This is a genomic window from Streptococcus shenyangsis (assembly GCF_006385785.1).
In the GTDB taxonomy this organism is placed as follows: Bacteria; Bacillota; Bacilli; order Lactobacillales; family Streptococcaceae; genus Streptococcus; species Streptococcus shenyangsis.
Genome location: NZ_VFSH01000008.1, coordinates 29,762 through 54,382 on the forward strand (window position 1 = coordinate 29,762; position 24,621 = coordinate 54,382).

Annotated in this window: 24 protein-coding genes; 6 read left to right on the forward strand and 18 right to left on the reverse strand. The window is 40.2% G+C overall.

The genetic code is table 11. The features are described 5' to 3' along the window. Positions 1-9: 9 nt before the first annotated feature. The 4 genes from FJR77_RS06855 to malQ all read right to left on the reverse strand — a co-directional run bounded on the left by FJR77_RS06855 (position 10) and on the right by malQ (position 5,438). Complete coding sequence (locus FJR77_RS06855) at positions 10-231, reverse strand: hypothetical protein (protein ID WP_033679542.1); 222 nt, start codon at positions 229-231, stop codon at positions 10-12. Positions 232-389: 158 nt separating this feature from the next. After that, on the reverse strand, positions 390-1,286 hold the full coding sequence (locus tag FJR77_RS06860) for a helix-turn-helix domain-containing protein (protein WP_140834053.1): 897 nt from the start codon (positions 1,284-1,286) through the stop codon (positions 390-392). Between the two features lie 350 nt (positions 1,287-1,636). Then, positions 1,637-3,895, reverse strand: coding sequence for a glycogen/starch/alpha-glucan family phosphorylase (gene glgP / locus FJR77_RS06870; protein WP_140834051.1), 2,259 nt, complete (start codon positions 3,893-3,895; stop codon positions 1,637-1,639). Positions 3,896-3,920: 25 nt separating this feature from the next. Beyond that, the gene (malQ, locus tag FJR77_RS06875; RefSeq protein ID WP_140860088.1) at positions 3,921-5,438 is read right to left on the reverse strand and encodes a 4-alpha-glucanotransferase; all 1,518 of its coding nucleotides are present in this window, start codon (positions 5,436-5,438) and stop codon (positions 3,921-3,923) included. A gap of 479 nt (positions 5,439-5,917) precedes the next feature. On the opposite strand from malQ, the gene FJR77_RS06880 reads away from it, so the two are divergent. The 5 genes from FJR77_RS06880 (at position 5,918) to FJR77_RS06900 (ending at position 11,369) form a co-directional block, all read left to right on the forward strand. After that, positions 5,918-7,189, forward strand: a complete 1,272-nt coding sequence (locus tag FJR77_RS06880) for an extracellular solute-binding protein (protein ID WP_140834049.1) — start codon at positions 5,918-5,920, stop codon at positions 7,187-7,189. A gap of 111 nt (positions 7,190-7,300) precedes the next feature. Then, entirely contained in the window at positions 7,301-8,593 is a 1,293-nt protein-coding gene (locus tag FJR77_RS06885; RefSeq protein ID WP_000414958.1) for a carbohydrate ABC transporter permease, read from the forward strand. Between the two features lies 1 nt (position 8,594). Then, on the forward strand, positions 8,595-9,437 hold the full coding sequence (locus FJR77_RS06890) for a sugar ABC transporter permease (protein ID WP_042900152.1): 843 nt from the start codon (positions 8,595-8,597) through the stop codon (positions 9,435-9,437). A 135-nt stretch (positions 9,438-9,572) separates the two neighbouring features. After that, positions 9,573-10,373, forward strand: a complete 801-nt coding sequence (locus FJR77_RS06895) for a DUF1189 domain-containing protein (protein ID WP_140834048.1) — start codon at positions 9,573-9,575, stop codon at positions 10,371-10,373. 9 nt (positions 10,374-10,382) lie between these two features. Next, positions 10,383-11,369: a LacI family DNA-binding transcriptional regulator gene (locus FJR77_RS06900; RefSeq protein WP_140860091.1), complete on the forward strand. Its 987-nt coding sequence runs from the start codon at positions 10,383-10,385 to the stop codon at positions 11,367-11,369. A gap of 29 nt (positions 11,370-11,398) precedes the next feature. Here FJR77_RS06900 and FJR77_RS06905 read toward each other — a convergent pair whose 3' ends face one another. From FJR77_RS06905 to FJR77_RS06965, 13 genes are all read right to left on the reverse strand, one after another. Continuing rightward, a complete protein-coding gene (locus FJR77_RS06905) occupies positions 11,399-12,340 on the reverse strand; it encodes a YitT family protein (RefSeq protein ID WP_140860093.1) in 942 nt (313 codons plus the stop codon). Continuing rightward, the gene (aspS, locus tag FJR77_RS06910) at positions 12,318-14,081 is read right to left on the reverse strand and encodes an aspartate--tRNA ligase (protein WP_140834044.1); all 1,764 of its coding nucleotides are present in this window, start codon (positions 14,079-14,081) and stop codon (positions 12,318-12,320) included. The genes FJR77_RS06905 and aspS overlap by 23 nt, the downstream gene beginning before the upstream one ends. Before the next feature lie 154 nt (positions 14,082-14,235). Beyond that, the gene (locus FJR77_RS06915; RefSeq protein ID WP_000832180.1) at positions 14,236-14,466 is read right to left on the reverse strand and encodes a hypothetical protein; all 231 of its coding nucleotides are present in this window, start codon (positions 14,464-14,466) and stop codon (positions 14,236-14,238) included. Between the two features lie 17 nt (positions 14,467-14,483). Further along, positions 14,484-15,125, reverse strand: coding sequence for a CPBP family intramembrane glutamic endopeptidase (locus FJR77_RS06920; RefSeq protein WP_140834043.1), 642 nt, complete (start codon positions 15,123-15,125; stop codon positions 14,484-14,486). A gap of 9 nt (positions 15,126-15,134) precedes the next feature. Beyond that, entirely contained in the window at positions 15,135-15,833 is a 699-nt protein-coding gene (locus FJR77_RS06925) for an ABC transporter permease (RefSeq protein ID WP_140834042.1), read from the reverse strand. Beyond that, positions 15,826-16,650: an ABC transporter ATP-binding protein gene (locus FJR77_RS06930; RefSeq protein ID WP_000621677.1), complete on the reverse strand. Its 825-nt coding sequence runs from the start codon at positions 16,648-16,650 to the stop codon at positions 15,826-15,828. Before FJR77_RS06930 ends, FJR77_RS06925 begins: the two co-directional genes overlap by 8 nt. A 10-nt stretch (positions 16,651-16,660) precedes the next feature. Beyond that, entirely contained in the window at positions 16,661-17,407 is a 747-nt protein-coding gene (locus FJR77_RS06935; protein ID WP_140834040.1) for a DUF3169 family protein, read from the reverse strand. Beyond that, entirely contained in the window at positions 17,404-17,601 is a 198-nt protein-coding gene (locus tag FJR77_RS06940) for a hypothetical protein (protein ID WP_140834038.1), read from the reverse strand. Before FJR77_RS06940 ends, FJR77_RS06935 begins: the two co-directional genes overlap by 4 nt. Then, the gene (locus FJR77_RS06945; RefSeq protein WP_140834037.1) at positions 17,601-17,807 is read right to left on the reverse strand and encodes a helix-turn-helix transcriptional regulator; all 207 of its coding nucleotides are present in this window, start codon (positions 17,805-17,807) and stop codon (positions 17,601-17,603) included. Before FJR77_RS06945 ends, FJR77_RS06940 begins: the two co-directional genes overlap by 1 nt. Positions 17,808-17,816: 9 nt before the next feature. Continuing rightward, the gene (locus FJR77_RS06950) at positions 17,817-18,230 is read right to left on the reverse strand and encodes a hypothetical protein (protein ID WP_140834036.1); all 414 of its coding nucleotides are present in this window, start codon (positions 18,228-18,230) and stop codon (positions 17,817-17,819) included. Positions 18,231-18,279: 49 nt separating this feature from the next. Beyond that, positions 18,280-19,560 (reverse strand): histidine--tRNA ligase, encoded by a 1,281-nt coding sequence (gene hisS / locus FJR77_RS06955; protein ID WP_140834035.1) that lies wholly within the window; start codon positions 19,558-19,560, stop codon positions 18,280-18,282. Positions 19,561-19,788: 228 nt separating this feature from the next. Continuing rightward, the gene (locus tag FJR77_RS06960) at positions 19,789-21,036 is read right to left on the reverse strand and encodes an MFS transporter (protein ID WP_140834033.1); all 1,248 of its coding nucleotides are present in this window, start codon (positions 21,034-21,036) and stop codon (positions 19,789-19,791) included. A gap of 197 nt (positions 21,037-21,233) precedes the next feature. Beyond that, a complete protein-coding gene (locus tag FJR77_RS06965) occupies positions 21,234-22,085 on the reverse strand; it encodes a helix-turn-helix domain-containing protein (protein ID WP_140834032.1) in 852 nt (283 codons plus the stop codon). A gap of 124 nt (positions 22,086-22,209) precedes the next feature. On the opposite strand from FJR77_RS06965, the gene FJR77_RS06975 reads away from it, so the two are divergent. Beyond that, on the forward strand, positions 22,210-22,551 hold the full coding sequence (locus FJR77_RS06975; RefSeq protein WP_001206380.1) for a metal-sulfur cluster assembly factor: 342 nt from the start codon (positions 22,210-22,212) through the stop codon (positions 22,549-22,551). A gap of 212 nt (positions 22,552-22,763) precedes the next feature. Here FJR77_RS06975 and ilvD read toward each other — a convergent pair whose 3' ends face one another. Then, the gene (gene ilvD / locus FJR77_RS06985; protein ID WP_140834031.1) at positions 22,764-24,467 is read right to left on the reverse strand and encodes a dihydroxy-acid dehydratase; all 1,704 of its coding nucleotides are present in this window, start codon (positions 24,465-24,467) and stop codon (positions 22,764-22,766) included. Between the last annotated feature and the right edge of the window lie 154 nt (positions 24,468-24,621).

The window sequence follows — 24,621 nt, forward strand, 5'->3', positions numbered from 1 at the left end:
TTAGAAACTTCACTCACTCCCATCGGTTATGTCAACAACTCTAATTCTAGGCTTTAAGTTAGAGTCCATTTTGATTTCTCTCATTTCATTTGGAAGCAAGAGAACTAATTTTAGTAGCTTCTCATCAAGTGTTACTTTACATAGGCGTCTGCTATCTAGACTATTTTTGATAATCAGATAGTCCTTCTTGACAAATTTTTCATCCATATAATAGTCAATTGTTTTTACCATATTTTCCTCCCGCCTGCTAATCTACATCCCGTTAAATAGTAATGTTTCTAGCATTGCGTTCTGCTTAACTTATTTACACTAACAGTATATCCCTTATGAGAGTAAAAAAACAGGACATTTATGTCCACTGACATTTATGTCCTGTTTTTAAATTGAAATTATGGAAAATCCTTATTTTTTTCTTCTATTACTCTATCCCTAAATGATTTATCATTTAATAATTTCGATCCGTTTATTGCTTTATTATAGTAGTCCAAAGCAAGATCTTTATTCTGATTAGTATGAATATAATATTTGGCTTCAAAAAAATCTACTGTAGGTAGTAAAGCAAAATCTTGGATTTCATCTATTATTTCTCGTACAGCACTTAGCGTTTGGGGCATTAAATCATAATATTCAATATTAAAGTGATATAAAACAATTGATACAATAACCCTTTGAATCAAATGAATATTGTTGGCATCAGAGAAATTAGTTTGCTCCAAGATGTTAGCATAGATATTTTCAAATACATTATCAATTGGCTTAGCATTCAAGGTACACTTTAAAAAATATAGGTGTAAAATTAGTAAATCATTGGTGTCATAATTTGTTTTTAAAAGTAACTGCTCAAAGTATTCCTCAATCAAACCTTCTCCAAATTCAGAGTTTTCAGAAACATACACATCATCAATAGCTTGTAAAACTTCAACTGCTATTTGTTCATCCTCAGGGAGTTGATCATAAAAATGTTCCTGAATATCTTCAAAGATAGCCTCACGTTGGCGGATTTTTTCTTCATCTCCATGAATAGACTGACGAATCAATTTCGTTTTTAGTTTTAAATACTCTTTAGGAACAATTATCATGCCTTCATCAATTAACTGAGATATCGGAATTTCTAGCACTCCAGCTATATAATCTAGTTTCGCTAAACTGGGCAAATTATTTCCAGTTTCAATTCGACCCAACTGACGAACAGTAAGTTCTTTTTCATCGCCACAAAAGGCTTCTCTACTCAGTCCTTTTTCAGTTCGTAAAGTGCGAATCCGTTTCCCTATTTCTAAATTACTCATAATGCGCCTCTTCAAATTCTAATTAGACATTCAAACAACTACTTGTATACGTTTCCATTTTAACACACTTTCCTACAATTTTCAGAAAAAATAATTATAACGAATAGTTTTAAGCAACTATCTTATATAAGTGCCCCATTTCAATAAAGTATCTGAGGTCTATTTCTACTCAAGCATTAAAAAAAAAGCGAATTTCAATCGAAATTCGCTTTATAGGAAAGTGTATTAGTATAAATCTTGTATCTTATACTCAATGAAAATCAAAGAGCAAACTAGGAAGCTAGCCGCAGGCTGTACTTGAGTACGGCAAGGCAACGCTGACGTGGTTTGAATTTGATTTTCGAAGAGTATTAGTTCAAGTGCCAGATATCTTCGTTATACTGAGCGATTGTACGGTCAGATGAGAAGAATCCTGCTTTAGAAATGTTAACGATGACTTTATCCAACCATGCGTCACGGTCTTCATAGTCAGCAAGCATTTGCTCTTTGACTTTGATGTAATCTTCTAAGTCAAGAAGAGTCATGAACCAGTCTTTGTTGATCAATTCATTGTAAAGACGTTCCAAGCGCTCTTTGTTTCCAGCTGCAAGAACTGCATCGCTAACGATGAAGTCAACCAATGGTTTGATAGCTTCACGAGCGTAGAATTCGCTTGATTTGTAAGCTGCTTTTGCGTAAAGGTCGATAACAGTTTCTGAATCTTCACCGAAGATGTAGATGTTTTCGTCTCCAACCAACTCAGCGATTTCAACGTTAGCACCGTCCATAGTACCAAGAGTCAAAGCTCCGTTCAACATGAATTTCATGTTACCAGTACCTGAAGCTTCTTTAGAAGCAAGTGAGATTTGTTCTGAGATATCACATGCTGGGATAAGGAAGCTTGCTGCAGTAACGTTGTAGTTTTCCACCATAACTACTTGCAAGTGTGGAGCTACTGCTGGATCGTTAGCAATAACTTCTGACATGCAAAGGATCAAGTGGATGATGTCTTGAGCGATTGTGTAGGCTGGAGCTGCTTTACCACCAAAGAAGATTGTGATTGGGCGAGCAGGGATGTTACCAGCTTTGATGTCAAGGTATTTGTGGATCACGTACAAAGCGTTCATTTGTTGGCGTTTGTACTCGTGAAGACGTTTGATTTGAATATCAAAGATAGAGTTTGGATTGATTTCCACACCTTGGTGTTCTTTCAAGTGACGAGCCAATTTACGTTTGTTGTGAGCCTTGATGCTTTCCAATTTTTCTTTGACAGCGACTTTGTCTTCATAAGACAAAAGTTTTTCAAGCTCATCTGCTTCATGGTGCCAACCTTCTCCAAGAATCTCATCCAAGTAGTGAGACAATCTTGGGTTAGCATGCATGAGCCAACGACGGAAAGTGATACCGTTTGTTTTGTTGTTGAATTTTTCTGGGTAAAGGTCGTAGAAGGCTTTCAACTCAGAATTTTTCAAGATTTCAGTGTGAAGTGCTGCAACCCCGTTAACGCTGTATCCGTAGTGGATATCCATGTGAGCCATGTGAACACGTCCGCTCTCATCGATAATTTGAACAGCTGGATCTTTGTATTCTGCTTTCACACGACGGTCCAATTCTTCGATGATTGGTACCAAGTGAGGAACCACTTCTTGCAAGAATTCAAGAGGCCATTTTTCAAGGGCTTCAGCAAGGATTGTGTGGTTAGTGTAGGCAGTCATGCTACGAACGATTGAGATTGCTTCGTCAAGTTCGATACCACGAGCAGTCAAAAGACGGATCAACTCAGGAATAACCATTGATGGGTGAGTATCGTTGATTTGTACAACTGCGTAGTCAGCAAGGTCATGCAAGTTGCTTCCTTTTTCGATTGCTTCTTCGATAATCAATTGCGCACCGTTTGAAACCATGAAGTATTGTTGGAAGATACGGAGCAATTCACCTTGACGGTCACTATCATCTGGGTAAAGGAAAAGAGTCAAGTTGCGAGCGATGTCTGTTTTATCAAAGTTGATACCATCTTTAATGATTGAAGAATCAACTGAATCCAAGTCAAACAAACGCAAGCGGTTCTTAGTTTCTGTCTTGTAACCAGGTACATCGATATCGTAAAGAGTTGATGTCAATGTGAAGTGAGCAAATGGCACTTGGTAGCTACGGCTTGAGCGAACCAACCAGTTTTGCTCTGTCAACCATGCGTTTGGAATTGTTTCTTGCTGGTTGTTTTTAAGAACTTGTTGGAAAAGACCGTAGTGGTAGTTAAGACCAACACCGTCACCGTTCAAACCAAGAGTCGCAATTGAGTCGATAAAGCAGGCAGCCAAACGTCCCAAACCACCATTACCAAGAGATGGTTCCAATTCAACTTCTTCAACTTCAATCAAGTCTTTACCTGCAGCTGCAAGTTCTTTTTTAACATCGTCGTAAAGACCAAGGTTGATCAAGTTGTTTGACAAAAGTTTACCAATCAAGAACTCAGCTGAGATGTAGTAAACTTTTTTCTTACCAGTGTTAACTGGTTTTTTGCTACTTGCAAGCTTGCTGTAGTTAAGAAGAGCAAGGTAAAGCTCTTCATTGCTACATTCTGCAATGGTTTTATTGTAACGATTTTGTACAAATTCTTGTAGTGATAACATGTTTAAGGTGTCTCCTGATATTGTATTATTTCTTTAAATCTACCAAATTTTCATTGATTCGGCGATAGATTGTTGTCAAGTCAAGCAAGCCTTCCTCGACAGCTGGTGTCAATTGATCTTCAGTCATACGCCAAGACCAGTTTCCACCAAGAGTAGATGGGAAGTTCATACGAGCTGTCTCATCTAATTCTAGCAAATCTTGCATAGTTGCAATTGCCATGAAGCTAACTGATGAAAAGACTGTACGAAGCATAGCATGTGGCACTGTTTCGTATTCTTTACGGTTAGTGTAGCGAGCCATGTATTCACGAGTCGCATCATCGATCTCGTTACGGTACCAACCAAGAACCGTATTGTTATCGTGTGTTCCTGTGTACATAACTGAGTTAGCAGGTGCCAAGTGTGGGCTATCGATGCTTTCGTCTTCTGGGTTGAAAGCAAATTGAAGAATCTTCATTCCTGGGAAGCCAGTACGTTCACGCAATTCGATAACTTCGTCTGTCATAAAACCAAGGTCTTCAGCGATGATGTTTAGCTCACCAAGTTCTTCCTTAACGGCTGCAAAAAGCTTGTAGCCAGGACCTTTGACCCATTCACCAGGTGCTGCTGTATCAGAACCAGCAGGGATTTCCCAGTAAGATTCGAACCCACGGAAGTGGTCGATACGAACGATATCGTAGATTTTGAAGCTTTCACGCAAGCGTTCAATCCACCATTTATAGCCGTCTTTGTCCATTGCTTCCCAGTCATAGATTGGGTTACCCCAAAGCTGACCAGTTGCAGAAAACTCATCTGGTGGGCATCCTGCGATGCAAGTCGCCTTACCGTTGACATCTGTCTTGAAGAGATGTGGATTTGCCCACATATCGCTTGAATCTTCCGCTACGTAGATTGGCATGTCCCCAACGATTTCGATGTGATTGTCGTTAGCGTAAGCTTTCAATTTCAACCATTGTTGGAAGAAGAAGTATTGAGTCACACGGTGGTAAACCAACTTGTCTGCCAATTGCTCACGGTAGCTTTCAAGTGCTGAAGCTTTACGAGCACGAACATCTGCATCTGGCCATTCAGTCCAAGCAAGATTGTCAAAATTTTCTTTAATAGCCATATACTCTGCAAAGAGTTCAAGCCATGATTGGTTGTCTTGAGCAAATTTCTCAAAATCTTTAACATCTCCTACTTCCAAGAAACGTTTTACCGCTTTTTCTAAAAGAGGACGACGTGCATAGTAGATTTTCGCATAATCAACTTCAGACGCATCGCTACCAAAGTCAACCCCTTCAAGGTCACTTGCTTGCAACAAACCTTGTTCCACCAAGATATCTAAATCGATAAAATGAGTGTTCCCTGCGAAGGCTGAGAAAGATTGGTAAGGAGAGTCTCCATAACTAGTTGTTCCTAATGGAAGGATTTGCCAGTAACGTTGTTTTGTGCGAACCAAAAAATCAACGAAGTCGTAAGCACTTTTACCAAATGATCCGATTCCGTATGCTCCTGGAAGAGAAGAAATGTGCATCAACACACCACTTTGACGTTTTTTCATAATAAGCACCTCATGTGTTTATAGTTAGATATTACATTTTTACGAACGCAAACGTTTGCGCTATGATTAGTATATCTCATTTTCTTGATAAATGCAAGCGGTTTTAAATAACTTTTTTGATTATTTTTTAAAAATTTTTTCTTCTTACTCGTATATATATCCTTTCAGGAAACAAACAAAATAGGAATAAGGGTTTCACTTATCTTACTTAAGCAAAAATAAAGTGAGAATTCTCTCTACTTTCCATTTGTAAATTAGGCAATCGTTTTCTCAACTTTTTTAAATTTGAAACAAAACCGATTTTTAAGATTTTCTACTATTTATACGACGATTAAGCGTTTACCATTTTCTACAATTTTTTTATTTTTTTTATAAAAAACACTTGCAACCGCTTTCTGATTGTGTTATACTAGTCCCATAAAGGAAAACGTTTGCGTTTCCTCATTATAAAATTTGTTATTCTTTAGGAGGAATACACTATGTCATCTAAATTCATGAAGAGCGCTACTGTGCTTGGAACTGTTACACTTGCTAGCTTGCTTTTGGTAGCTTGTGGAAGCAAACCTGCTGAAAAAGCTGCTGATGCTGGTTCATCTGCAGGGAAAGAAATCACTCTTTACGTTGAAGACCAATACAAAGCTTTCGCTGAAACAGTTGCTAAAGCTTACGAAAAAGAGTCAGGAACAAAAGTTAACATCAAATCTGGTGACCAACTTGGTGGTCTTGACAAACTTTCTCTTGACAACCAATCAGGTCAAGCTGCTGACGTTATGATGGCACCATACGACCGTGTAGGTAGCCTTGGTACTGACGGACAACTTTCAGAAGTTAAATTGAGCGACGGCGCTAAAACAGATGATAAAACTAAATCTCTTGTAACAGCTGCTGACGGTAAAGTTTACGGTGCTCCTGCCGTTATCGAGTCACTTGTTATGTACTACAACAAAGACTTGGTAAAAGAAGCTCCAAAAACTTTTGCTGACTTAGAAAACCTTGCTAAAGATAGCAAATACGCATTCGCTGGAGAAGATGGAAAAACTTCTGCTTTCCTAGCTGACTGGACAAACTTCTACTTTGCATACGGACTTCTTGCTGGTAACGGTGCTTACGTATTCGGACAAAACGGTAAAGACGCTAAAGACATCGGTCTTGCAAACGACGGTTCTATCGCAGGTATCAACTATGCTAAATCTTGGTACGAAAAATGGCCTAAAGGTATGCAAGATGGTACAGCTGCTGGAAACTTAATCCAAACTCAATTCCAAGAAGGTAAAACAGCTGCTATTATCGATGGACCTTGGAAAGCTCAAGCCTTCAAAGATGCTAAAGTAAACTACGGTGTTGCAACTATCCCAACTCTTCCAAACGGAAAAGACTACGCAGCATTCGGTGGTGGTAAAGCTTGGATCATCCCATCAAGCACTAAGAACCTTGAAGGAGCACAAAAATTTGTAGACTTCCTTGTTTCAACTGAACAACAAAAAGCCTTCTACGATAAAACTAACGAAATCCCAGCTAACACTGAAGCTCGTTCATACGCTGAAGGTAAAAACGATGAGTTGACAACAGCTGTTATCAAACAGTTCAAGAACGCTCAACCAATGCCAAACATCTCTCAAATGTCTGCAGTTTGGGAACCAGCTGCTAACATGCTCTTTGACTCTGTAAGCGGTAAGAAAGACGCTAAAACAGCTGCTAACGATGCTGTAACATTGATTAAAGAAACAATCAAACAAAAATTTGGTGAATAAAAAATTTGTTCAAGGGGGGTGGAATTCAAATCCCCCTTTGAATTTATCAATAGAAAAACATATATAGTTTAGGTTTTGATTAGAAACCAGTATCCTATGAAAGGAGTTATTATGGAAAAGCAACAACCTAGTAAAGCAGCCCTGCTGTCTATCATTCCTGGGTTAGGACAGATTTACAATAAACAAAAAGCCAAAGGTTTTATCTTCCTTGGTGTAACCATCGTATTTGTCCTTTATTTCCTAGCACTTGCAGCCCCTGAATTAAGCAATCTCATCACTCTTGGTGACAAGCCAGGTCGTGACAATTCACTCTTTATGCTGATTCGTGGTGCCTTCCATTTAATCTTTGTAGTCGTTTATGTGCTCTTTTATTTCTCAAATATTAAAGATGCACATACAATCGCAAAACGTATTAACAATGGAATTCCAGTACCACTTACGCTAAAAGATATGATCAAAGGAATCTATGAAAATGGCTTCCCTTACCTCTTGATCATTCCATCTTATGTTGCCATGACTTTTGCGATTATCTTCCCAGTTATCGTAACCTTGATGATTGCCTTTACCAACTACGACTTCCAGCACTTGCCACCAAACAAATTGTTGGACTGGGTTGGTTTGACCAACTTTACGAATATCTGGAGCTTGAGTACCTTCCGTTCTGCCTTTGGTGCCGTTCTTTCTTGGACCATCATCTGGGCTTTGGCTGCCTCAACTTTACAGATCGTCATCGGTATCTTCACAGCTATCATTGCTAACCAACCATTTATCAAAGGAAAACGTATCTTTGGTGTTATTTTCCTTCTTCCTTGGGCTGTCCCAGCCTTCATCACTATCTTGACATTCTCAAACATGTTTAACGATAGTGTCGGAGCTATCAACACTCAAGTATTGCCAATCCTGGCTAAATTCCTTCCTTTCCTTGATGGGGCTCTTATTCCTTGGAAAACAGACCCAACTTGGACTAAGATTGCCTTGATTATGATGCAAGGTTGGCTTGGATTCCCATACATCTACGTTTTGACTTTGGGTATCTTGCAATCTATTCCTAACGACCTTTACGAAGCGGCTTATATTGATGGTGCCAATGCTTGGCAAAAATTCCGCAACATCACTTTCCCAATGATCTTGGCTGTTGCGGCACCTACTTTGATTAGCCAATACACCTTCAACTTTAACAACTTCTCTATCATGTACCTCTTTAATGCTGGAGGACCTGGTAGTGTCGGTGGTGGAGCTGGTTCAACCGATATCTTGATCTCATGGATCTACCGTCTGACAACAGGTACATCTCCTCAATACTCTATGGCGGCAGCTGTTACCTTGATTATCTCTATCATTGTCATCTCAATCTCTATGATCGCATTCAAGAAACTACACGCATTTGATATGGAGGACGTCTAAGATGAATAACTCAATCAAACTCAAACGTAGACTGACTCAAACCCTTACTTACCTCTACTTGATTGGCCTTTCAATCGTGATTATCTATCCACTGTTGATTACTATCATGTCAGCCTTCAAGACTGGTAACGTAGTAGCCTTTAAACTAGACAGCAACGTTGACTTTAGTTTTGCTAACTTCCAAGGGCTCTTCTCTGAAACCTTGTACGGTACTTGGTACCTCAACACTTTGATTATCGCCTTAATTACTATGGCTGTTCAAACAAGTATCATCGTACTTGCTGGTTATGCCTATAGCCGTTACAACTTCTTGGCTCGTAAACAAAGTTTGGTCTTCTTCTTGATTATCCAAATGGTGCCAACCATGGCCGCTTTGACAGCCTTCTTCGTTATGGCACTTATGTTGAACGCCCTTAACCACAGCTGGTTCCTCATCTTCCTTTATGTTGGTGGTGGTATCCCGATGAATGCTTGGCTCATGAAAGGTTACTTCGATACAGTGCCAATGTCTCTAGATGAATCCGCAAAACTAGACGGTGCAGGACACTTCCGCCGCTTCTGGCAAATTGTTCTCCCACTTGTTCGCCCAATGATTGCTGTGCAAGCTCTCTGGGCCTTCATGGGACCTTTCGGAGACTATATCCTCTCTAGTTTCTTGCTTCGTGAGAAAGAATACTTTACTGTTGCCGTTGGTCTCCAAACCTTCGTTAACAATGTGAAAAACATGAAGATTGCCTACTTCTCAGCAGGTGCTATCCTCATCGCCCTTCCAATCTGTATTCTCTTCTTCTTCCTACAAAAGAACTTTGTTTCAGGACTTACAAGTGGTGGCGACAAGGGATAATCTATCCCCGCCACCCTTTTCTTATTGTTACAAAATATATACTAACAACAAGCAATTTACCCCCTAGACTTGAAATAAAGCACATTTCTCTATATAATAATACTCATATAGAAAACACCTTTTAGAAAGATACAAATGCTTCCATATCCATTTTCATATTTTTCAAGTATTTGGGGATTTCGTAAGCCCCTGTCCAAACGTTTCGGACTCAACTGGTTTCAACTGCTCTTTACCAGTATCTTCCTTATCAGCTTGTCTATGGTACCCATTGCTATTCAAAACAGCTCCCAGGATACTTATCCGCTAGAAACCTTTATCGATAATGTCTATGAACCTCTGACGGATAAGGTTGTCCAGGATTTCTCTGAGCATGCTAGAATTGTTGATGGTAAGTTAACTTATACAGGAACAGCTAGTCAAGCGCCTTCTATTGTAATCGGTCCAAGCCCAAGCAAGGAATTACCTAAGGACTTGCAACTGCATTTCGATACAAAAGAACTGGTCATCAGCAAGGAAAGTAAAGAGCTGACACGCATCTCTTACCGAGCGATTGAGACTGAGAGTTTCAAAAGTAAAGATAGCTTGACCCAAGCAATTTCTAAAGACTGGTACCAGCAGAATCGTGTCTATATCAGTCTCTTCCTAGTTCTCGGTGCAAGCTTCCTATTTGGTTTGAATTTCTTTATCGTCTCTCTAGGAGCGAGTCTTCTCCTTTATATCACTAAGAAATCACGCCTCTTTTCATTTAGGACCTTTAAAGAGTGCTACCATTTTATCTTGAACTGTTTAGGATTACCAACTCTGATTACGCTTATTTTGGGACTCTTTGGCCAAAATATGACAACTCTCATTACTGTACAAAACATTCTTTTTGTTCTGTATCTGGTCACTATCTTTTATAAAACGCATTTCCGTGATCCAGATTACCATAAATAGGAGATTTTTATGCCCGTTACGATTAAAGACGTGGCCAAGGCTGCTGGTGTTTCGCCTTCAACCGTAACCCGTGTTATTCAAAACAAATCAACCATTAGCGACGAAACAAAAAAACGCGTTCGCAAGGCTATGAAGGAGCTCAATTACCACCCTAACCTTAATGCTCGTAGTTTGGTAAGCAGTTATACCCAAGTTATCGGCTTGGTCCTTCCTGACGACTCAGATGCCTTCTACCAGAATCCTTTCTTTCCATCAGTCCTACGTGGCATCTCTCAAGTCGCATCTGAAAACCACTATGCCATTCAGATAGCAACAGGTAAAGATGAAAAAGAACGCCTTAAAGCTATTTCACAAATGGTTTACGGTAAACGTGTGGATGGTTTGATTTTCCTTTATGCTGAAGAGGAAGATCCCTTGGTCAAATTGGTGGCTGAAGAGCAGTTCCCCTTCCTCATTCTAGGAAAATCTATTTCACCCTTTATCCCTCTTGTCGATAATGACAATGCCCAAGCTGGTTTTGATGCAACCGAATATTTCATCAAAAAAGGATGCAAACGAATTGCCTTTATCGGAGGTTCTAAGAAACTCTTCGTTACACAAGACCGTTTAACAGGCTATGAGTCAGCACTCAAGCAATACCAACTGCCTCTTGATGACAATCTGACCTACTTTGCAAATGAATTTCTAGAGGAAAAAGGATATCAATTTAGTCAGCTTCTCTTTCAGCATGACCCACAAATCGATGCTATCATCACAACCGATAGTCTCCTAGCCGAAGGGGTCTGTGACTATATTGCTAAGTACCAACTGGATGTCCCTGTTCTCAGCTTTGACTCGGTCAATCCCAAGCTCAACTTGGCGGCCTATGTTGATATCAATAGCCTAGAACTTGGTCGTGTTTCCCTTGAAACTATCCTCCAAATTATCAACGATGCTAAAAGCAATAAGCAAATTTGTTACCGTCAGTTGATTGCCCACAAAATTATTGAAAAATAAAAACCAGCTCGAGCTGGTTTTTTTGGTCATTAATTATCTGTTTCAACGAACCGTCCCAAAATATGAACATTCTCCGATACAGAGACAAAGGCGCCTGGATCCACCTGTTTCATAATCTGTTTAAATTCATTAAACTCTGCACGTGTAATGACAGTAATTAAAACTGCCTTTCTCTCGTGATTATAGGTTCCTTCTGCATCGTGGATCATGGTGGCTCCGCGGTGCAATTTTTTATGGATTTTTTCAATTACCTTCTCTGGATGATTGGTCACAATCATAGCCTGCATCCGTTTTTGCTTGGTAAAGACAGCGTCTGTCACACGGCTAGAGACAAAGATGGTAATCATAGAGTAGAGAGCGTATTTCCAACCAAAGGTCAAACCAGCTATCAGCATGATAGTCCCATTTACCAAGAAAGAAATACTACCAACATTCTTACCCGTTTTCTTGCGAATGGTCAGGCTGACGATATCCGTCCCACCACTGGAGATATTGTTGCGAAGAGCAAAACCAATCCCCAAGCCCATGACAACACCCCCAAAAAGGGCATTGATAATGGGATCCTCCATCAAGGTCGCCACAGGGACAAACTGGATAAAGAAGGAACTCATGGACACCGTGATAAAGGTAAAGATGGTGAACTTATGGCCAATCTGATACCAAGCTAAGACCATCAAAGGGAAATTAATAGCGTAGAAAGCCAATGAAATCGGAATATGAAAACCAAACCAGTGATTACTCAAAGCAGAGATAATCTGTGCCAGACCTGTCGCACCACTCGAATACACATGTCCTGGTTGGAAAAAGAAATTGACCGCCACTGCTGATAAAAAACCATAGACCAGAGAGGCCGAAATTTTCTCATCATATTTTTCGCGAGAGATGCTTTGTAAGACACGTAAAATTTTTATCTGATGAGCAAAGCGGCGCAGATAATAGCGCCACCGCTTAATTCGTTTTGCTTGTTTCATCTTCTTCTACTTGTAAGCTGAGTTCCTCTAGTTGTTTGAGAGCTACTGTTGAAGGAGCTTGTGTCATTGGGTCACTTGCCTTATTGTTTTTAGGGAAAGCAATGACTTCACGAATATTTTCTTCTCCTGCAAGCAACATGACAAAGCGGTCAAGCCCGATAGCCAAGCCACCGTGTGGTGGGAAACCATAGTCCATGGCTTCAAGAAGGAAGCCAAACTGGTCATTTGCTTCTTCGGCTGAGAAACCAAGAGCCTTGAACATGCGTTCTTGAAGGTCTTTTTGGTTTATACGAAGGCTACCACCACCAAGCTCATAACCGTTCAAGACGATATCGTAAGCAATGGCACGAACCTTAGCCAAATCACCTTCTAATTCGTGAGCAGTTTCTTCCTGTGGAAGCGTGAATGGATGGTGGGCACTCATGTAGCGACCTTCTTCTTCAGACCATTCAAACATTGGCCAGTCAACCACCCAAAGGAAGTTGAATTTATCGCTATCAATCAAACCAAGCTCTTTGGCAATACGTCCACGAAGGGCACCGAGAGTTGCATTGGCTACCTCAAGCGTATCTGCCACAAAGAGAACCAAGTCCTTATCCTCAAGCGCAAGTGCTGCTGTCAATTCTGCTTGGATACTAGTCAAGAACTTAGCAACTGGTCCGTTTAATTCTCCATCAACAACCTTGACCCAAGCAAGACCTTTGGCACCGTACTGTTTGGCTACTTCAGTCATCTTGTCGATGTCTTTACGTGAGTAGTTGTCCGCAGCTCCTTTGACCACAATGGCTTTTACAGCAGGTGCTTCTGAAAAGACTTTAAAGTCTACACCTTTGACCACTGCTGTCAAGTCCTGAAGCAACATGTCAAAACGAGTATCTGGCTTGTCAGAACCGTAAAGAGCCATAGCGTCATCATACTTCATACGAGGGAATGGAAGCGTCACTTCGATACCTTTGGTTTCCTTCATCACGCGCGCAATCAAGCCTTCTGTGATATCTTGGATTTCTTGCTCAGTAAGGAAAGACGTTTCCAAGTCGACCTGAGTAAATTCAGGCTGGCGGTCTCCACGCAAGTCCTCGTCACGGAAACATTTGACGATTTGGTAGTAGCGGTCAAAACCAGCATTCATCAACAATTGCTTAGTAATTTGTGGACTTTGAGGAAGAGCATAAAAATGCCCTTTATTAACACGAGACGGTACCAAATAGTCACGCGCCCCTTCAGGTGTTGACTTAGAAAGGAATGGTGTCTCCACGTCGATAAACTCCAACTCATCCAAGTAATTACGGATAGAGTGGGTCACCTTAGCACGAAGTTTAAGATTTTCCAACATTTCTGGACGGCGAAGGTCAAGGTAACGGTAACGCAAACGCGTATCGTCATTGGCCTCAATCCCATCCTTAATCTCAAATGGTGTTGTTTTAGCTATATTAAGCACTGTCAGAGCTGTCACGTTTAACTCAACTACACCAGTTGGCAACTTATCATTGGCTTGTTCACGCGCAGCGACCTGGCCAGTCACCTCGATAACAAATTCACTACGAAGGCTTTCAGCTGTTGCCATAACCTCTGCAGATACTTTTTCAGGGTTGATAACCAACTGCATGATTCCTTCACGGTCACGAAGATCGATAAAGATCAAACCACCAAGGTCACGACGACGGCCTACCCATCCTTTCAAGGTTATTTCTTGTCCGATGTGTTCCTCACGAACACGACCAGCATACATACTACGTTTCATTGTTTCTCTCCTCTTTTATTCTGTTACTATTTTACCATAAAAGCACAAGCTCTTCATGAAAATCATCAGAAAAGTTTGTCAGTCTTTAAAAATCCAGTGACGACCCTAAAAATTAGCGTCCATACAAAAATCCGATGAACTTCATCGGACTCTTTTATTTTGAATTTTTGCCTGCTTTACGCTTTTCAGCGATTTCAGCTGCCTTTCGAGGCAAGACAATTTCCGTTATGTAAGCCGTCCCAAAACGCAAGACACCTGCAATAGGGGCAAAGACAACTGCTAGATAGTTGTAGAAGAAATCGCCCTTAAAGGCATAAGCTAGCGCTCCAATGATGAAAAATAGAACGACTGCTTGAATCACTGCTAATAAAATTACTCGTTTCATGTGACCTCCTGACTCTATTATAACATGAGTATCATCAAAAAGCCGATTAAATTATTCAAAGCGTGGAGAGAAATACTGTAGACCAGACCTTTTCTGCTAATATAAGCCAAGCCCAAGCTAAAACCAAGACTAGCATAAACTAAAAACTGTTGCAAAGTTCCTGGAGAATGAATCAAAGCAAACAGAACACTCGATACCAGAAGGAAAAGCAGAGTTTGTTTGCTATTGTCCTGCTTAGGAAAGAGATAGCGTGCTAACATCCCTCTAAAGATGAGTTCTTCCGTCAAAGGAGCAAAAATATTAATAGCAAAGAAGGAGAAGAGTGGTTGAGACAAGGTCAAGTCTGTCGCTATTTGCTGATTTACTGAAGGATCATTTGGTAGGAAAAATTGAACGACAAGAGATAAGAACCAAACCAAGGCAGGGAGCCAAATAAATCGGTTAAACCCACTCTTCTCAATATGGACAGGAGCTTTCTGGTACCATTTATAAATGACGTACACATATACTCCAGCCAAGGCCACATAGAGTAAGGTAGTAGCATAGGGTGAAGCGCCTAGATTCAAAGCTTCTACAGCCCCACTCTGAACGGTACCATAGATAAACACAAAGGATAGAATGGCTAGAAGAAACCAGCCAAGGTTTTTAAGTAGTTTCATAAAGTTCTCCTATCTTGCTTTATAGCTGTTTTTCAATACAAAGAGGTTTGCTATTCCTAACACAAGTACCCAGGCAAGTAACATACCGATGTTAGAAAAAGATATTTCCCCACCTTTTTTATTTAAAAGATTTACAATAGGACCGATGAACGAGTAATCCAACACTTTTTGAACCGTATCATTTTGAAGAGCAATCATAGGTAAAAAAGAGACAATTAACATAGGGAAGATACTATAAACTTGCGCTTTAGATTGAGTATCTGACACCGCACCGATTAGAAGGTTGAGAAAAATAACACTAATAGTTGCTAAGACCAAATAGATAACATAGGCAAATAGGTAACCTGATACATCTACTTTAAGATAGATTGGTAGTAAAATCATTCCAAGCAACATAATCAACATAGGAAGAACGAGCATACTAATAGTATATTCTGTTGCTGTCACACCACTTAGGATGAGTGATTTAAGATTGCGCTTTTCCTTATCTTCTGCCATCATAATCGATACCATATAACCACTTCCCATGCTCAAGACCATCGTCAAGCTAGCAGATAGTAAAAATAGGCTCAATTGTCCATCCTTATTTGAAAATTCATTATATAGAATAGCAGTACCAAAAGGCATCAATAGACTCGCCAATAAAGTTGAATTGCTGATAAGAACTTGTAATCTTAACCATAGTAGGGCATTTAATTTTCTAAACATCTAACTTTTCTCCTGTCAATCTGATAAAGATTTCTTCTAAAGTCGGCTCACAAGAGTGAACCACCATCAAATCTGTCGTGTCTAAATGTGGCAATTCTTCAAATGGAACTATCTGTTCTCGTCCATCATTATAAACCACACGTACTTTCTTATCCACATGGTACTTCTGGATGATATCTTGCGGACTTCCATACTCTATTAAGTTTCCCTTATTCAAAAGAGATAAGCGATCACAAAGCAGAGTTGCTTCATTCATATCGTGCGTGGTCAGAAAGATAGTTGTCCCCGCCTGCTTTAATTCTTGAAGTAGGGTATGAATCATCTTGGATGTTGTAGGGTCTAAGCCACTGGTTGGCTCATCTAGAAAGAGAATCTTAGGAGCATTCAGAAGGGCACGAGCCAAGAACATTCGTTGTTTCATTCCTGTAGATAGTTTTTCTGCGATAATATCTTTAGCATCTGCCAATCCAACCTGTTGGAGCACCTGATTTACTCTATCTGACTTGAGACCATATAACTTAGCGTAAATGAGCAGATTTTTGTAAAGACTCATCTTTTCATAAAAGCCACTGCCATCACTAACAATACCAATTTGTTCCAAATCATTTGAGGTTAAATCTTGAGAGTTCTTGCCTAACAAAACTGTTTTACCTTGATCTGCAGCCAACTGACCTGTCAAGACATTGATCATGGTTGTTTTACCTGAGCCAGAAGGGCCAAGAAAACCAAAGATTTCACCTTCCTTAATCTCAAAAGAAATCTGATGAAGAGCTTTTTTGCTCCCAAAACTTTTGCTTACATTTTCAACACGAATCATAGAAACTCCTTTATTTGAAATAGCGTTTTACCATAGGTAACTGCATCACATTGATATAAATATGGATAGCTCCAACAAGCAAGAAGGCTAGTAACTGAATCTCTCCTGTCAAGAAAGAAATGATAATAAGAAAAACATATAAGGCTGGTAAGACATATTGGTTTAATTGGAATAAAATTCGAAAACTCTGTTCCAAATTAGCCTGGCGCTCCCCTTCATCATAGGAATTTATATAGTCCAAGACATCCTTTGGTGTAGAGAAAAGAGCCAAATCAAACTGACGCACAATCGCAATTGTTTTAAAAAGAGATTTTTGAGCGATTAAGGATAGCACAAAGACTAAGAAAGAGAGGGAAAATGTTTGGTGGTCTGTATGCAATATAACCACTTCATTTAATGAGAGAAAAATAGACAATGAAATTGCTACGCTTGCAATATTAAAAGCAATGGTTCCAAACTCGAGATTCCGATACATCTGCACATAATAGGTTTCATTCAGATCATCATCCATTTCCTCTCGATACAAGGAATGAAATTTTCTGCTTTTCTTTAGGAAATTGAAAGTCAAAAAAAGAATAATGACGGCTAGTAGTAAACTGATAGCTGATAGCCATGGTATCAAGGGTTTTACATCTAACATAATTCCATTGGATTCGGCATCTGCCTTAAACATCCCTACAAACATGCCCAAGAAACCTCCCAAGACAATAGACATCAAAAATAACAATCCACCTTTCTTTTTCTTTTTCATATTCATTCTCCTTTTTCACTTGCTAAATTGTTTACTTTCTTTTCAATCCAGTCAACGACTGGGATAAGAGCAAAGTAGGCCCAAATAAATTGGTCGCTTTGATAGGGATTAAACCAGCCTAAGTCTATCCCAATCAGTAGAAATACGCTGACTAATAGAGCTATGGCAACTACATAATAGATTACTTTGTACTTTTTCATCACTCATCCTCCTCTAAGCGAAATACCGATTCGACTGTTTCGTTGAAAATCTGAGATATTTTCAGGGCAATCACAACGGACGGGGTGTATTCGTCCCGTTCTAGTAGGCTAACGGTCTGTCTGGAAACCCCTGCCAGCTTGGCTAGGTCGGTTTGATTGAGACTATCGCGAGCCCGAAGCTCTTTTAGACGATTTTTTAGTTGCATGTTACACACCTACTCTCCATCAAATTCAACGGTTTGGATATCCTCAATACGTTGCAACTTGAATTTTTCTTTCCCCTCTTTATCAACACTACGTAGTTTGACCCATTCCTCATCAACATCCACAACTTCCCATAAAGATGTTCCAAACACTTGTCCAACGATTGTTGGATTTTTCCCAATTAATTCTTGCAATAATCTTGACATTTCTATATTTCCTTTCTCTTTTCGCTCAAGCTTTTTGATTTTATTCTCTAGTTTCTTGATTTTTTTAGAATTATTAGAATAAAAGAAAATCATAAATAGTATAAATACTACCCACATCATAGCTCCTTTCTGATTCCTATTTCTTAACTTGAATTTATTGTAACACATCTTTTTCTTTTTGACAAGCATATTTGTCAAAAAGTTTATGATTTTTGTCATTTTGCAAAAGAAAAAGGTCAGAGTAGTTCTCTGACCAGTTTTTCTACTATTAAAAGCCTAGTTTTTCAAAGATTTCTGAGAAGTTTTGGCTGATTGTTTCAAGTGACACTTGCACTTTTTCTCGTGTTTGATTGTTCTTGACCGTCACTTGTCCGCTTTCGACTTCACTCTCTCCTAGGGTGATGAGGGTCTTAGCCGCAAAGACATCGGCTGACTTGAACTGAGCTTTGAGCTTACGGTTGAGATAATCACGCTCTGCTTTGAAACCTTGTTGGCGAATGGCTTGCACCAACTCCAAGGCCTTGACATTTGCTCCTTGACCCAAGACTGCGATATAAACATCTAGGGCGTTTTCGATAGGGAGGGCCACACCTTGCTTTTCAAGAATGAGAAGCAGGCGCTCTACACCTAGTCCAAAACCAAAGCCAGCAGTTTCTGGTCCACCAAAGTAGGCAACCAAACCATCGTAGCGACCACCCGCACAGACTGTCAAGTCATTGCCCTCAATCTCAGTGATAAACTCGAAAATAGTGTGATTGTAGTAGTCCAGACCACGCACCATATTGGTATCGATGATGTAGTCTACTCCAAGATTTTCCAACATCTGACGCACAGCATCAAAGTGGGCTTGGCTTTCTTCATCAAGGAAGTCCAAGATAGACGGTGCATTCTCTACTGCCACCTTGTCTTCTTTTTCCTTAGAGTCCAAGACACGGAGAGGATTTTCCTCCAAACGACGTTGGCTATCCTTGGACAAGGTCTCCTTGAGCGGTGTCAAATAGTCAATTAAGGCTTGACGGTAGGCCGCACGGCTCTCAGGATTTCCAAGAGTGTTAAGGTGCAATTTGACACCTTGGATACCGATTTCTTTCAAGAAATGGGCTGCCATCGCGATTGTTTCTACATCGGTAGCTGGATTGCTAGAGCCAAAACACTCAACACCAATCTGGTGGAATTGGCGCAAACGCCCTGCCTGTGGACGCTCATAACGGAACATAGGTCCCATATAGTAGAACTTGCTTGGCTTTTGCACTTCTGGGGCAAAGAGTTTATTTTCCACATAAGAACGGACAACGGGCGCAGTTCCTTCTGGACGGAGGGTGATATGACGGTCACCCTTATCATAGAAGTCGTACATTTCCTTGGTTACGATATCCGTTGTATCTCCGACAGAGCGACTGATAACCTCGTAATGCTCAAAAATAGGCGTGCGCACTTCTGCGTAGTTATAGCGCTTGAAAATTTCACGGGCAAAGCCCTCAACGTACTGCCACTTGGCAGATTCAGCAGGTAAAATATCCTGCGTTCCTTTTGGTTTTTGTAATTTCATAGGGTGTCCTCTTTAAACTTAATAGTCTTATTTTACCATAAATAGAGGGATTAAAACAGTATGAATAAAATTAGGATTTATACTCAATGAAAATCAAAGAGCAAACTAGAAAACTAGCCGCAGGTTGCTCAAAACAGTGTTTTGAGGTTGTGGATAGAACTGACGAAGTCAGTAACATATCTACGGCAAGGCAACGTTGACGTGGTTTGAAGAGATTTTCGAAGAGTATTAGATATCATTTTTGAGATTAATAACTGTCAAAAGAATAGCTATCAAGGAGAGACCAACAAATAGCATCCAAGTCAACTGTATATTCCATACAGCTACAAGTGAAAAACAAGCTGTTCCCACAGGTATGGATAAGGTAAACAATAAACCTAAAAAATTACTGGTACGAGCTAGAACCTCTGGAGCTAGATTTTTCAGGAGCAAGGCACTAATCTTTGGTTGAACTTTAGCAGACACATACAGAGTTGAACAGATAAATAGTAAACCAAGTACGACTTGATTGAATAAATTAGCTAGACCAACTAGACTGAGTCCTACGGTCACCCACATCATCAATCTAGGCAAGGACTGCTTCCCAAAATAATCATTGCCCGTAAGGCTACTGATGATGATTGCTAACAAAGCACAGAATTGACTGATAAATAATGCCTCTGTGTAAGAAAAGTCCAAAAGAGAATGGCTCAAAAAGAAGATGTTATAGATGCTTCCTAAAGCGCCACCCAAAGCATTGATAAGCAAGACAGCAAAGAGCATAAAGCCAAAGTTTTTCTGTCCACCTTTAAGAAAAACAAGACGTAAATTTCGATAAATCGTTAGGAACTGCTCTTTGATAGATAGCTTCTCATTTTTTAGTGATTTACCATCAGCAGCTGAAAGTGACAGGCTTAATTTGCTTTTTCCTAAAAAGAGAATAGAGGCTGATACTAGGAAAAAGCAGGCATTGATTCCCGCAACGAGGGAAAAATTGTTAACCGATAGACCTAAGAGCCAGACTCCAAAAGCTTGACCACCAATAGCTGAAATATAGGTGATGAACTGGGAAAAAGAATAAGCCTCCATCAAATCCTCTTCAGCTACTTTTTCCTTAATAAGAGGCATGCGCAAGCCACCTGCAAAATCACTGATGACATCACTAATGACATTGATTAAACACAGGCTAGAAAAGGCAAATATACTAGCTTGCTGGACAACTAAAGCTGCTAGAAAAAATAAAATCGCCTGAAACAAACCACTATAGACCATCCATTTGACCTTGGCCCTCGTATAATCTGCCCGAATTCCTACAAAAACTGTAAAGAAAGTCGGAAGAATCATGACAATATTCGCCATAGCAACCGCAAAAGATGCTTGTGGCAAGGTCGATGCATAGACGATAAAGACCAGATTAAAAATTGAAGCACCAAAAGCATTGAAGAATCGTGACAAAGTCAAGAGTCGATAAGCTTGATTTCTAAACAATAGTTTCATAGATAATCTCCCTTCTTGTTATAAGTTCAATATGAAGTATGACCATAGTATAGCACTTATGAATTAGCGAGAAATTTTTTTGAATATATGCAACACACAAAATAAGCAAAGCAACGATAAAATCTCTTTGATGACCTGCGAGTAGTCAAAAGTTCTATCGCTTCAAATTTCAAATGATTTTCTTAGTTTGCAGATATTCAAGAATCGAGAGTTTTTCTATAGTAATCCGCAGATTTGTCACAACCAAGCATCTCAAAAATATGGACAGCATCTTCCATCTTTTTCTGGCCTTCCTTGACTCTACCTTGCTTGCTATCAAGGAGACCTTCCGCCCACAAATAGACAATTCGGAAATAGGTCTCATTTTCATTGTAGAAATGCTCTTCGATAACACGTTTAAAATAAGAGGCATTGGTAAATTCTTCACACTCAATGCTGGCTAAAAAGCCATTCAATAGTATAGTGTGAAAAAGGTTTCGATTGCCAGACATTTCCATTAGAAAATCAGATTTGCGGACCATTTCTCGTACATATCTAGTAAAAAGAGAAACAGATAGAAATAGTGAACTGACTGAAAATAAATTGAGTTCATAGATCCCCCAAATCTCGGTAGAAAACAAATAATCATGAAGAACTTTCCCTTCCTCTACTGTTAACTCCACCCTTTCATCCATGCTCTTCATATAAGACTTGATAATAATGGCATTTAGAATATGTTTCTGTTTGTTTTGAGAATGGGCATGCTTTTGATACTCCTTGCGATACAAGTCCTCAAGCGGAGCTATATTCTTTGGATTCAAGACATCTATGATTTCTTTTCTCAACTCAGAATCTGTATCATGCTGAAAACCTCTCGCCAGAAAGAGTATTTCCTCCACACTAGCAGATATATTTTCTAGGGCAAATAGAAATTTTTCTACCGAAAGCTCACTCTGACCTGTTTCAAAGCGGGATAACATGGACGGCGAAAATTGTCCCCCAGTTGCTTGTCTCAGCGAGATATTTCTTGACTCTCGTAATTGTCTAAAGACTTTTCCAATCTGCTCCATAGGCTTCCCCTTAATTTAGTCTTTTCTTTATATTATCATATTTTTTCAGAAAATCCATCAAAAACTTGCCAAATTGTCAGAATTATGAGAAAATAGAGGATATTTATCATGTGGAGGGACTGTAATGAGAGAGGATATCAAAATCAATGACCGTGCTTTGGCCTTACAAGACCAAATTATCGAAAAACTAGAGAAGGTTTTTGATACAGATGTGGAATTGGATGTTTACAATCTAGGACTGATTTATGAAATCAATCTGGATGAAACAGGTCTCTGCAAGATTGTCATGACCTTCACTGACACAGCCTGCGATTGTGCCGAAAGTCTGCCTATCGAAATCGTTGCAGGTCTGAAACAAATCGAGGGTATCGAAGATGTCAAGGTTGAAGTTACCTGGTCGCCTGCTTGGAAAATCACACGAATCAGTCGCTACGGCCGCATTGCCCTTGGACTACCACCTCGTTAATACTCTTCAAAAATCTCTTCAAACCACGTCAGCGTCGGCTTGTCGTAGATATGGTTACTGACTTCGTCAGTTCTATCCACAACCTCAAAACACTGTTTTGAGCAACCTGCGCCTAGCTTTCTAGTTTGCTCTTTGATTTTTATTGAGTATAAGCAGGCAAATCACTTTTGAAGATAAAAAGAAGCAAGCCGAAATTGGCTTGCTTTTTGAGTTTATTTTTTACCTGACTTGTCCATATTCCAGAAGTCTGTCACGGCTCCGCGTGAAGCAGATGATACGATATGAGCATATTTACCGAGGACACCACGACTGTAAAGTGGTGGCAAGGTTGTTTCTGCCTTACGTTTTTCAAGTTCTTCTTCGGATACGGCCATGGAAATTTCTTTGGTATCTTGGTCAACCGTAACGATATCGCCTGTACGAAGGTAGGCAATTGGTCCACCATCCTGAGCTTCAGGAGCGATATGTCCAACAACCAGACCATAAGTACCACCAGAGAAACGGCCGTCTGTCAAGAGGGCAACCTTGTCTCCTTGACCTTTACCAACGATCATGGATGAAAGTGACAGCATCTCAGGCATACCAGGACCACCCTTAGGCCCAACGAAACGAACAACGACTACATCGCCATCAACGATTTCATCTGTCAGAACGGCCTGAATAGCATCTTCTTCTGAGTCAAAGACCTTAGCTGGTCCAACGTGACGACGCACTTTAACACCTGATACCTTGGCAACCGCACCGTCAGGTGCAAGGTTCCCGTTCAAGATGATAAGCGGACCATCTGCACGTTTTGGATTTTCAAGTGGCATAATGACTTTTTGACCTGGTGTGAGGTCTGCAAAATCAGCCAAGTTTTCAGCGACTGTCTTACCAGTACATGTGATGCGATCTCCGTGAAGGAAACCATTTGCCAAGAGATATCTCATAACCGCAGGCACACCACCGACTTCGTAGAGGTCTTGGAAGACATACTGACCAGATGGTTTCAAGTCGGCCAAGTGAGGCACACGCTCTTGGATCGTATTGAAGTCCTCAAGTGACAAGTCAACATTGGCAGCATGGGCAATGGCAAGCAAGTGAAGAGTGGCGTTTGTAGAACCACCGAGAGCCATAGTTACAGTAATGGCATCTTCAAAGGCTTCACGAGTCAAGATATCTGACGGTTTGAGACCCAGTTCCAACATCTTAACAACAGCACGTCCTGCTGCTTCGATATCTTCTTTCTTATCAGCTGATTCAGCTGGGTGAGATGAAGATCCTGGTAAACTCATACCGAGAACTTCGATAGCTGTCGCCATGGTATTAGCTGTATACATACCACCACAGCCACCAGGTCCAGGGCAGGCATTACATTCGAGACGTTTCACGTCCTCAGCCGTCATATCACCGTGGTTCCATTTTCCGATACCCTCAAAAACAGAAACCAAGTCAATATCTTTACCATCAAGATTCCCCGGTGCAATGGTTCCACCATAGGCGAAAATAGCTGGAATATCCATATTAGCAATGGCAATCATAGAACCAGGCATGTTCTTGTCACAGCCACCGATAGCAACAAAGGCATCCACATTGTGACCACCCATCGCCGCCTCGATTGAGTCCGCGATGATATCACGAGATGTTAGAGAGAAACGCATACCAGGCGTTCCCATGGCAATCCCGTCCGCTACAGTGATAGTCCCAAATTGTACAGGCCAAGCACCTGCAGATTTGACACCCTCTTTAGCCAATTTCCCAAAATCATGCAAGTGGATGTTACATGGTGTATTTTCCGCCCAAGTCGAAATGACCCCAATAATCGGTGTTTCAAAGTCCTTATCTGTCATACCAGTCGCACGAAGCATGGCACGGTTTGGTGATTTAACCATGCTGTCATAAATGCTACTGCGGTGGCGTTTATCTAATTCAGTCATTTGTTCCCTCCCATTTCAGTTTTTACTATTATAGCACATTTTAAAGGCAATGAACAGAAGAAAATTCTTGAATTTTCAGAAAATTTCGATTAATTTGGTTGATGAGCTTCTAATTTTTTCATCTTTTTTTGTCAAGTAACTTTACTTTACAAAA

What these genes read in the sequence shown, in the direction of transcription:
- malQ (WP_140860088.1), bottom strand. Translation starts at nt 5,438, where the DNA reads ATGAAAAAACGTCAAAGTGGTGTGTTGATGCACATTTCTTCTCTTCCA.
- FJR77_RS06895 (WP_140834048.1), top strand. Translation starts at nt 9,573, where the DNA reads ATGCTTCCATATCCATTTTCATATTTTTCAAGTATTTGGGGATTTCGT.
- FJR77_RS06860 (WP_140834053.1), bottom strand. Translation starts at nt 1,286, where the DNA reads ATGAGTAATTTAGAAATAGGGAAACGGATTCGCACTTTACGAACTGAA.
- FJR77_RS06905 (WP_140860093.1), bottom strand. Translation starts at nt 12,340, where the DNA reads ATGAAACAAGCAAAACGAATTAAGCGGTGGCGCTATTATCTGCGCCGC.
- FJR77_RS06900 (WP_140860091.1), top strand. Translation starts at nt 10,383, where the DNA reads ATGCCCGTTACGATTAAAGACGTGGCCAAGGCTGCTGGTGTTTCGCCT.
- FJR77_RS06945 (WP_140834037.1), bottom strand. Translation starts at nt 17,807, where the DNA reads ATGCAACTAAAAAATCGTCTAAAAGAGCTTCGGGCTCGCGATAGTCTC.
- FJR77_RS06960 (WP_140834033.1), bottom strand. Translation starts at nt 21,036, where the DNA reads ATGAAACTATTGTTTAGAAATCAAGCTTATCGACTCTTGACTTTGTCA.
- glgP (WP_140834051.1), bottom strand. Translation starts at nt 3,895, where the DNA reads ATGTTATCACTACAAGAATTTGTACAAAATCGTTACAATAAAACCATT.
- FJR77_RS06880 (WP_140834049.1), top strand. Translation starts at nt 5,918, where the DNA reads ATGTCATCTAAATTCATGAAGAGCGCTACTGTGCTTGGAACTGTTACA.
- FJR77_RS06930 (WP_000621677.1), bottom strand. Translation starts at nt 16,650, where the DNA reads ATGATTCGTGTTGAAAATGTAAGCAAAAGTTTTGGGAGCAAAAAAGCT.
- FJR77_RS06950 (WP_140834036.1), bottom strand. Translation starts at nt 18,230, where the DNA reads ATGACAAAAATCATAAACTTTTTGACAAATATGCTTGTCAAAAAGAAA.
- FJR77_RS06975 (WP_001206380.1), top strand. Translation starts at nt 22,210, where the DNA reads ATGAGAGAGGATATCAAAATCAATGACCGTGCTTTGGCCTTACAAGAC.
- ilvD (WP_140834031.1), bottom strand. Translation starts at nt 24,467, where the DNA reads ATGACTGAATTAGATAAACGCCACCGCAGTAGCATTTATGACAGCATG.
- FJR77_RS06885 (WP_000414958.1), top strand. Translation starts at nt 7,301, where the DNA reads ATGGAAAAGCAACAACCTAGTAAAGCAGCCCTGCTGTCTATCATTCCT.
- FJR77_RS06890 (WP_042900152.1), top strand. Translation starts at nt 8,595, where the DNA reads ATGAATAACTCAATCAAACTCAAACGTAGACTGACTCAAACCCTTACT.
- aspS (WP_140834044.1), bottom strand. Translation starts at nt 14,081, where the DNA reads ATGAAACGTAGTATGTATGCTGGTCGTGTTCGTGAGGAACACATCGGA.
- FJR77_RS06935 (WP_140834040.1), bottom strand. Translation starts at nt 17,407, where the DNA reads ATGAATATGAAAAAGAAAAAGAAAGGTGGATTGTTATTTTTGATGTCT.
- hisS (WP_140834035.1), bottom strand. Translation starts at nt 19,560, where the DNA reads ATGAAATTACAAAAACCAAAAGGAACGCAGGATATTTTACCTGCTGAA.
- FJR77_RS06920 (WP_140834043.1), bottom strand. Translation starts at nt 15,125, where the DNA reads ATGAAACTACTTAAAAACCTTGGCTGGTTTCTTCTAGCCATTCTATCC.
- FJR77_RS06965 (WP_140834032.1), bottom strand. Translation starts at nt 22,085, where the DNA reads ATGGAGCAGATTGGAAAAGTCTTTAGACAATTACGAGAGTCAAGAAAT.
- FJR77_RS06925 (WP_140834042.1), bottom strand. Translation starts at nt 15,833, where the DNA reads ATGTTTAGAAAATTAAATGCCCTACTATGGTTAAGATTACAAGTTCTT.
- FJR77_RS06915 (WP_000832180.1), bottom strand. Translation starts at nt 14,466, where the DNA reads ATGAAACGAGTAATTTTATTAGCAGTGATTCAAGCAGTCGTTCTATTT.
- FJR77_RS06855 (WP_033679542.1), bottom strand. Translation starts at nt 231, where the DNA reads ATGGTAAAAACAATTGACTATTATATGGATGAAAAATTTGTCAAGAAG.
- FJR77_RS06940 (WP_140834038.1), bottom strand. Translation starts at nt 17,601, where the DNA reads ATGAAAAAGTACAAAGTAATCTATTATGTAGTTGCCATAGCTCTATTA.